Below are 8,666 nucleotides of genomic sequence, written 5' to 3' on the forward strand. Positions count from 1 at the left end.
TAAAACTTAATTCTATATAGTTGCTAAATATTTTAAATAGCAGCACAGATTAAAAATGTAATTGTCTTGATTGTAGGCTGAGAAAAAAGTTCATGACCGAAATCAGTAAGTCACACCTATTTACACGAAAAAACTCAGCCAAGATCACTGAGTTACAGGCTAAGGAAATAGAACGGAGATTAAGCTTATATCAGATATTTGTCAAGTTATATGAACACCACTCTGGTCTTCTAGAAGATATTATTCAGTTAGAAAACCTATCTTTATTTGGTGTCACAGGGTTAAAGACTAGTTACGTACAGGGTGTAGTGGATGATTCTACTGTTTATTTAGTAACTAACTTGGGCGAAAATCAAACGCAAACTTTACGACAACCACAGCAGATTTGGACAGTAGGACGCGATCGCCATAGTGGTATATGTATTGCTGATAAATATCTGTCTCGTCGCCATGCCGCCATCCAATATATAGATAATGAGGATGAACCAGGCTTTTACTTGGTCGATTTTAAAAGTACTAACGGTTCCTTTGTGAATGGCGAACGTGTCTATCGGCGAATTAGACTCAAAGAAGGCGATCGCATCCGTCTAGGGAACATGAGCTTTAATTTCTTCTATAATCATACCTGTCGCATTTTACCAACGGTAGCGATGGAGTTACTCATGCAACTTGCAACTCGAAAAGAATGTAGTATAAATGAAACATTGAGTAATATTAATCCAGAAACATACTTCCCTAAAACGCTAGTTCAAGCTGTTCCATTTGCGAAAAATTTTGGCTTAGACAGTCAACTTGGACATGATGGGTTAAGTACAGAACAAAAGTCAGATATTTTAGATCGATTTTTCAGCAAAATCACGTCCTCTCCAGTATGAACACAAGAGTGAACAGTTATCTGTTGTAACGGTTCACTAGATATCTCCAAAAATGAAATATGCGAAATATGCTTGACTCAGAAAATATGTAGAGACGTAGCAGCGCTGCTACGTCTCTACATTCTTGTTTACCCGATGTTTACTGATAAATAAGTAATCAGACAGAATTAATTACACAAATTTTTGACTGTAACCTGTAACCGTTCGGCTGACGCTCACGGCGGAAGCCTTTAACCTGTCACCTATCTCCACCCATGAATTTTATTGTGTCCGACTACTTACTATTCTTCTTCCTCGTATTCTTCTTCCTCATCTTCACTAACCTTAGCTACAGAATTAGCAGAAACAACTGCCCCCATATCTAGCTTTTGTCGCACTAGTTGTTTAATTTGTTCAGCAAATTCTGGCTTTTCTTCTAGGTACTTGATGGCGTTATCTCGACCTTGAGAAATGTTATCACCGTTGTAACTATACCAAGCACCCTTACGGGTTAAAACACCTGTTTCTTCGGCTATATCGACCAAACAACCTAAAATTGACACTCCTTTACCAAAAATAATGTCAAATTCCGCCACTCTAAAAGGCGGTGCTACTTTGTTTTTGGCAACTTTGACTTTGACACGGTTCCCAAATTCCTCTGTACCTTTTTTCAAGGTTTGAATTCGGCGAATATCTAAGCGTACAGAAGCGTAAAACTTTAATGCGTTACCACCAGTTGTAGTTTCTGGGCTACCGTAGGTAACACCAATTTTTTGCCGCAACTGGTTGATGAAAATTACTGTACAACCAGATTTACCAATATTACCAGTAATTTTACGTAGAGCTTGGCTCATCAATCGTGCTTGTAAACCAACATGAGTATCACCCATATCGCCTTCAATTTCGGCGCGGGGAACTAATGCGGCTACTGAGTCGATAACTACAATATCTACAGCAGATGAACGAACTAGCTGATCAACAATTTCTAAAGCAGATTCCCCGGTGTCAGGCTGGGAAACCAACAAATTGTCGATATCTACACCCAAAGCCGCAGCGTATGTGGGATCAAGGGCGTGTTCAGCATCCACAAAAGCAGCAATCCCACCTTGTCTTTGCACTTCGGCGAGGGCGTGTAGTGCTACTGTAGTTTTACCAGAACTTTCTGGTCCATAAATCTCAATTACCCGACCTTTGGGTAATCCGCCACCTAGTGCCAAATCTAAGGTGAGCGCCCCAGTGGAAATTGTCTCTATCCGCATCCGGGTTGCATCGCCCAGGCGCATAATTGCTCCTTTACCGAAGCTGCGCTCAATCTGGTTGAGTACAATATTTAGGGCTTTTTGCTTACCTGAAGTGTCAGTGTTGATAGCCATTACTGCCTCTATCTATATATATGGATTTATGGAGTGTTAGGTTTGGGTTTGGAGTAGAACAGATATACTATTTTAGCCAGAAAATGCTGGAATAGGATTTCTTAGAAAAATAAACGTGACAACATCGTAACGCGATCGCTACTAGATGTGACTAGTACAAAATAACCTGAGTGGAGTTTTGGTTACTAGTTATCCCAAACGCCTTGGTACTCAATATAACTGCATGAAGCTATCAAGACCCAGTTATATAAAAATCTTTATCGGTATTGTAGTAAGAATTACTCAACTACTAAACCTCAGAATCAAGTTTGTTGCTGTGCTATCTTTCTCACAGTCTCAAGATTAAGCTGTAACTGTTCGGCAATTTCTTCCATGCTGATTCCTGCTTTGAGTAGCAGTGGTACAGCAGCTAACGTACCTTCCTCTCTACCTTCTTCGAGTGCTTCTTGATAAACTCTAGTTTGTTTGAGGGCGCTCAATTTCTGCATATCTTCCACCTCTTCGCAAATAATTGGTAAAAAATACTGTCAGTCTTCACCGAAGAGGCAGAGGGGAAGGGGGCAGGGAGCAGGGGGAGCAAGCCCTTCCTCTCTGCGCGGAGCGTTCGCGTAGCGTGCCGTTAGGCAAGCGGAGCATGGGTAAGAAGCCCCGCCCTTCCAGGGCGGTCGGCTGGGGCGGGGTACAAGCTTTGTCCCAGTCTCTCCCCCCTGCTCCCCGCTCCCTGCTCCCCTGCTTCTTTTGACTCTGGCTGTTGAAGGGATAAAAAAGACGTTATGTTGATTTTAGTGCAGAGTGGGTTAAAGCAAAATGAATTTCGAGTTTCCTGAGACTGCCCTCTCCGTAGCAGGTATCACCAACTACATCCAATCTTTATTAGAAGAAGATCAAATACTGCGACAAGTTTGGGTGACAGGGGAAGTTTCCAGCGCTAATCACCACCGTAGTGGTTTATTTTTTACACTCCAAGATCCAGATGGGACAGCAGGGATTAAGTGCGTGATCTGGAATAGCCAAGCGGCAAAACTTATGCAAATTCCTACGGTTGGTGAACAGATCATCATTTTAGGTAGTATCCGCCTATATCCGCAAAGGGGAGAGTATCAGTTATCGGTTTGGCAAGCTTTACCTGCGGGTGCTGGCTTACAAGCACTGCGTTATCAACAATTACGCGATCGCTTGCTGGCTGAAGGGTTGTTTGATCCACAAAAAAAGCGGCCACTTCCTCTCCATCCCCAAACAATCGCTGTTGTGACTTCACCCACGGCTGCGGCTTGGGGAGATATTCAAAAAACCTTGAAGCACAGATACCCAGGGTTACACCTATTATTTTCCCCTGCAACCGTACAGGGGGAACAAGCACCAGAGTCTATAGTCAAAGCGATCGCACGGGTAGAAAAAGATGGTCGCGCCGAGGTGCTAATTTTATCGCGGGGTGGTGGTGCAGTTGAGGAATTAGCTTGCTTTAATGATGAACGGGTTGTTAGAGCCATTGCTGAGTGTTCTATCCCAGTAATTACTGGGATTGGTCATCAACGAGATGAATCTTTAGTAGATTTAGTTGCAGATATCTGCGTACATACACCGACGGCGGCAGCAGAAATAGTTGTGCCGGCGCTGTCAGAGTTATATGCTCAACATCAGCAACGAATTGATGCTTTGTATGATGCTGTGTATGAAGTTAAAGTAACGACTGAGAATCAATTGCAAGTATTACGTAACCGTTTGCAACGTTTGGGGTTAGATAGACAAGTAAAACAAGAAATGCAAAAATTAGGCTGACAGCGGCAGCAGTTAATCCAAGTCACGAGCAGGCGATCGCAACACGCAACACAGCACTTAGAAATGTTGCACCAAAAATTAGCAACCCTTGACCCGAAAGCTGTATTACAGCGTGGTTATGCAGTGGTACGCCAGGAAAATGGTGCGATCGCTCGTGTTGCAACTGAGTTAACGCTAGGTCAAGAGTTGTTGATTCAGTTGGCACAGGCAGAGGTTAAAGTGAAAGTTACGGAAATTAAGCATGAACGAACCGCAGAGACGCAGAGGACGCAGAGAGATTGATGGTTAAACGTAAGAATTCCTCAAATCCTGAGGCGATCGCCAGTGGGAATTACAAGGCGAAGGTAGCGGAAATAGAAAAAATCATCGCCCGGATTGAGGCGGGTGAATTGGAATTGGAAGAGGTATTTGAGCAGTTTGCTACTGCTGTTGAGCATTTACGTCAATGTGAAAGCTTTTTGCAACAGCGACAACAGCAAGTAGATTTACTGATCGAAACCTTAAGCGATGAGTAACAAGTAGTCAGATACAATTAAATTCATCGGTGGAAATAGGGGACAGGCTACAGGCTTCCGCCGTGAGCGTCAGCCGAACGGTTACAGGTGACAGTCAAAAATTTGTGTAATTAATTCTGTCTGATTACTTAGTAATAAGATTTATAGACAATAATATCTAAAGACATCCTCGACTTCTTAAAGAAGTTGGGTATCTGAGACTTTCAATTGCTAATTCCTATCTCAAGTTAGAGTCTGCTGATTTTTAACCTGAAAAATAATTCTCACACTAGATAAGAAATAATGAGGCAGATGAATGCCAAGATCAAAAAAGAAAGCCCTGAGGGTATTGAAAGTACTATGCCAGAAATACACCAATCTATTGCACAGCACTACCACGAACGTACTAAATATGACCCTGAAACCCTAGCCTCAAAAAGTCAAAGGCTAGACTGGGCTAAACAACCAGTACCTTTTAAAGAGTATAAAATTGGCTCAACTTTTGATCTCAAGCCTTATCTGCAAGAATCATTAGAAACCCTAGCGGCTCAACCAGATGCTCAATGGTGGCAAAGGCTGTCTCGGTTACTATTTCGTAGCTACGGCTTAACGGCGAGAATGCCTTCTATGGGTAGTGCGGTGTATTTGCGCTCTGCACCCAGCGCTGGGGGTTTGTATCCAGCGGAAGTGTATGTAGTTTCTCGCGGTACACCATTACTACCACCAGGGCTTTATAACTATCAGTGTCGCACTCATTCACTCATGCTGTATTGGGAAAATGATGTGTGGCGAGCTTTACAAGATGCCTGTTTCTGGCATCCTGCGCTAGAAGGTACTCAATTGGCAATTGTGGTGACTGCGGTTTTTTATCGTTCAGCGTGGCGCTATGAAGATAGGGCTTATCGGCGGATTTTTCTCGATTCGGGACACTTGTTGGGGAATATCGAGTTAGCTGGTGCGATTACTGATTATCGGCCGCATTTGATTGGTGGTTTTGTCGATGAAGCAGTAAATGACTTGTTATATATTGATTCGCAACAAGAAGGCGCGATCGCTGTCCTCGCTCTGGCAGACTTATTAGATATCAAACAAAATTTGTCTACTGGATGTACCGCTTTACCTTCCGCTACAGAAACTAACTACCCCCAAATCCCAGATGGTGAATTGCTGAAATATTTCCATCGTCAAACCCAAATTCAACTAGGTGTGACCGGTAAGCTGAATTTACCAGCTGTCAAACAAGAGAAGTCTTTGGAAGACAAATATAATTTTCCCTTCTGTCTGAAAATTCCCACAGCTACCACACCCATTGACTGGGGTGAAAATCTCTCAGCATTGGAAGTTACCATCCACAAGCGCCGTTCTACCCGTGCTTACAGTGGCGAGGATTTAACTTTTGATGAATTAAAAGCTTTACTTGATTTTACCTACCAACCACAAAATTACATTGACCAAAATCTAGACACATCTCCCGACTATTTTGACTTGAACTTAATTGAAACATTTATTGCGGTTTCTGGGGTCAAAGGTCTGGACGCAGGCTGTTATTATTACGCGCCCAAAGCCCAAGAATTACGCCAGATTCGATTTAAAAACTTCCGCAGGGAGTTACACTTTCTCTGTTTGGGTCAAGATTTAGGCAGAGATGCAGCCGCAGTCGTTTTTCATACAGCAGACCTGAAAGCTGCTATTGCCCAGTACGGCGATCGCGTTTATCGTTACTTACACATGGATGCTGGCCATTTAGGTCAACGCTTAAACTTAGCCGCAGTTCATCTGAATTTAGGTGTCAGCGGCATTGGTGGGTTCTTTGACGACCAAGTAAACGAAGTTTTAGGTATCCCTACTGATGAAGCTGTTCTCTACATCACTACATTGGGAAGACCAAGATAAAACACATTGCAGAGACACAGAGATTTTCGGCGTTGCTGAACAATGGGATGATTGAGGCTGAAACGAACACACGGTGATGATGATTAATGCAAGTGCCAAAATCGCCTTGCAATTATGCAATGCCAGATTTCCTATTATCTCTGTGTCTTTATAGTTCGATAAATTGAGTTTAAAATAATGTTGTTCTACTTATGAATGATAGTTTCTTATTTACTAATAATCCTTCCCCTATCTGGATATACGATAGAGATAATTTAAAATTTTTAAATGTCAATGAAGCGGCTATTTGTAAATATGGCTATTCAAAATTACAATTTTTACAAATGCAGGTTATTAATATTTATCCTGCGGAATACATATCTATATTTTTAGAAATTTTAGCTAAAAATCAGAATAATTTAGCTTTTGATTACCAATGTAGACATCATTGCCAGGATGGAAAATTTATTGATGTTGAAATAGTGACACACACTATAAAATACCAGGGTAAAAATGCTCATTTAGTTTATATTCAAGACATTACAAAATGTAAAGAAATAGAGCAAAATCTCCAAGCTAATGAAGCAATATTTCGAGCCATTGCCGAAGCAATACCTATCCCTTTAATGATTTCTAGATCATCTGATGGTTCAATTTTACATGCTAATCAAGAGTTTCTTACAGCATTTCGTTGTGCGCCAGGGGATGTAGTTAATTGTCCAGTTACAGATATCTATCATGAGATAGCTGAGTCACAAACCCTTATAGAAGAGCTAGAGCAAAAAGGTTCACTCCAGAACTATGAGATACTGCTCAAGAGAGGAGATGGAACTTCTTTTTGGGCAATTGCTTCACTTCAGTATTTAACCTTTAATGGTGAAGTCGCCATCTTAGCTATATTGTCTGACATCACCGAGCGCAAAAATACAGAAACAAGACTTAAAGAAAAAAATGAATTTCTCCAGAGTATTTTTGCTCAAATTCCATTGATGATTAACTTGATTGATACAGCAGGTAAATTGCTATGGGTAAATCAAGAATGGGAAAGAATTCTAGGTTGGCAAATCCAAGATTTTCAAACTCGTGATCTGCTATCAGCACTATATCCTAATCCCCAAGAGCATCAGTATGTAATTGATTTTATTCAGTCAGCAAAACGGATTTGGGGTGATTTTAGAACTCAAGTGCGGGATGGTCAGATAATAGATACATCTTGGACTAATATTAATTTACCCAATGGTCAAATATTAGGTATTGGGCAAGATATCACAAATCGTAAGCAAACTGAGCAAGCATTAAAGACTCAGTTAGAACGAGAGAAATTAATGCGAACTGTAGTACAGCGAATTCAGCAATCTTTAAATTTGCAAGATATTCTTAACACTACAGTCCAAGAAGTACGCCATTTGCTACAAGTAGAGCGAGTAGTTGTTTATCAGTTTGCCCCTGATATGAGTGGTAAAGTTGTAGCAGAATCAGTAGAGCCTGGATGGATAAAATCTTTAGGTATACAAATCGAAGATACTTGTTTTCAGAACGGCGCAGGTGTAAATTATTATCAAGGACGCAAACGAGCAATCGCAAATATTTACACAGCAGGACTTACAGATTGTCACATTCAGCTATTGGAACAATTTGAAGTCAAAGCTAATTTAGTTGTTCCCATTCTATTAGAAGTAGGTGGAGACAATATTGGCTCTCGTCTCTGGGGTTTACTCGTAGCGCATCAATGTTCCAAACCACGAGAATGGGAAGAAAATCAATTGGACTTGCTCGATCAACTTTCAGTTCCCATTGCGATCGCTATTCAACAATCTAGTATATTTCAGCAAGCCCAAACCGAATTAGCCGAACGACAAAAAGCAGAAATGCAATTAAGAAGCGCCTTAGCTGAAAAAGAAATTCTGCTAAAAGAAGTGCATCATCGCGTCAAAAATAACTTGCAGATTGTTTCAAGTTTATTACAACTTCAATCTCAAACCCTTAAAGAACCAGAAGTAATTAGAGTTTTTCGAGAAAGTCAAAATCGCATTGATTCTATCTCTTTAATTCACAAAAATTTATATACAGCACCGAATATTGGGCAATTAGATGTAGTTGAATATATTCTGAGTTTAGCAACTAGTATTTTAATATCTTACCAAATAGGCCCAGAAAGAATTGCCTTAGAGGGTGTTTGAAAAGTTTTGAGTGGTGAAATTTTATGCCAATCGCCTCACCATGATCCGGATCATGGCAAGGTAAATAAACGTCTCCGATGTTTCGGGCAATAACTCATAATCTCGAACTAATCG

Annotated in this window: 6 protein-coding genes and 2 pseudogenes; 5 read left to right on the top strand and 3 right to left on the bottom strand. The window is 41.0% G+C overall.

The features are described 5' to 3' along the window. Window positions 1-92: 92 nt before the first annotated feature. Complete coding sequence (locus IQ259_RS21930; protein WP_193888131.1) at window positions 93-875, top strand: FHA domain-containing protein; 783 nt, start codon at window positions 93-95, stop codon at window positions 873-875. A 281-nt stretch (window positions 876-1,156) separates the two neighbouring features. Here the strand turns inward: IQ259_RS21930 and recA are convergent, their stop codons facing one another. Together recA and IQ259_RS21940 are read right to left on the bottom strand one after the other, a co-directional pair. After that, window positions 1,157-2,227 (bottom strand): recombinase RecA, encoded by a 1,071-nt coding sequence (recA, locus tag IQ259_RS21935; protein WP_193888133.1) that lies wholly within the window; start codon window positions 2,225-2,227, stop codon window positions 1,157-1,159. A gap of 302 nt (window positions 2,228-2,529) precedes the next feature. After that, window positions 2,530-2,715, bottom strand: a complete 186-nt coding sequence (locus IQ259_RS21940) for a hypothetical protein (protein WP_228014695.1) — start codon at window positions 2,713-2,715, stop codon at window positions 2,530-2,532. Window positions 2,716-3,034: 319 nt separating this feature from the next. Between IQ259_RS21940 and xseA the strand changes: the two are divergent. The 4 genes and pseudogenes from xseA to IQ259_RS21960 all read left to right on the top strand — a co-directional run bounded on the left by xseA (window position 3,035) and on the right by IQ259_RS21960 (window position 8,552). After that, window positions 3,035-4,295 (top strand): annotated as a pseudogene (gene xseA / locus IQ259_RS21945) (exodeoxyribonuclease VII large subunit). Further along, window positions 4,288-4,521 carry an exodeoxyribonuclease VII small subunit gene (xseB, locus tag IQ259_RS21950; RefSeq protein WP_193888135.1) on the top strand — a complete coding sequence of 78 codons (234 nt, stop codon included), beginning with the start codon at window positions 4,288-4,290 and terminating at the stop codon, window positions 4,519-4,521. The pseudogene xseA and the gene xseB overlap by 8 nt, the downstream one beginning before the upstream one ends. 339 nt (window positions 4,522-4,860) lie before the next feature. After that, window positions 4,861-6,393, top strand: a complete 1,533-nt coding sequence (locus IQ259_RS21955; RefSeq protein WP_193888140.1) for a SagB/ThcOx family dehydrogenase — start codon at window positions 4,861-4,863, stop codon at window positions 6,391-6,393. A 191-nt stretch (window positions 6,394-6,584) separates the two neighbouring features. Beyond that, complete coding sequence (locus IQ259_RS21960; protein WP_193888137.1) at window positions 6,585-8,552, top strand: PAS domain S-box protein; 1,968 nt, start codon at window positions 6,585-6,587, stop codon at window positions 8,550-8,552. 21 nt (window positions 8,553-8,573) lie between these two features. On the opposite strand, the pseudogene IQ259_RS21965 reads toward IQ259_RS21960, so the two are convergent. Next, a pseudogene (locus tag IQ259_RS21965) lies at window positions 8,574-8,666 on the bottom strand (IS5/IS1182 family transposase); the annotation flags it as partial.

This window comes from Fortiea sp. LEGE XX443 (assembly GCF_015206815.1).
Classification (GTDB): Bacteria; Cyanobacteriota; Cyanobacteriia; order Cyanobacteriales; family Nostocaceae; genus Nostoc_B.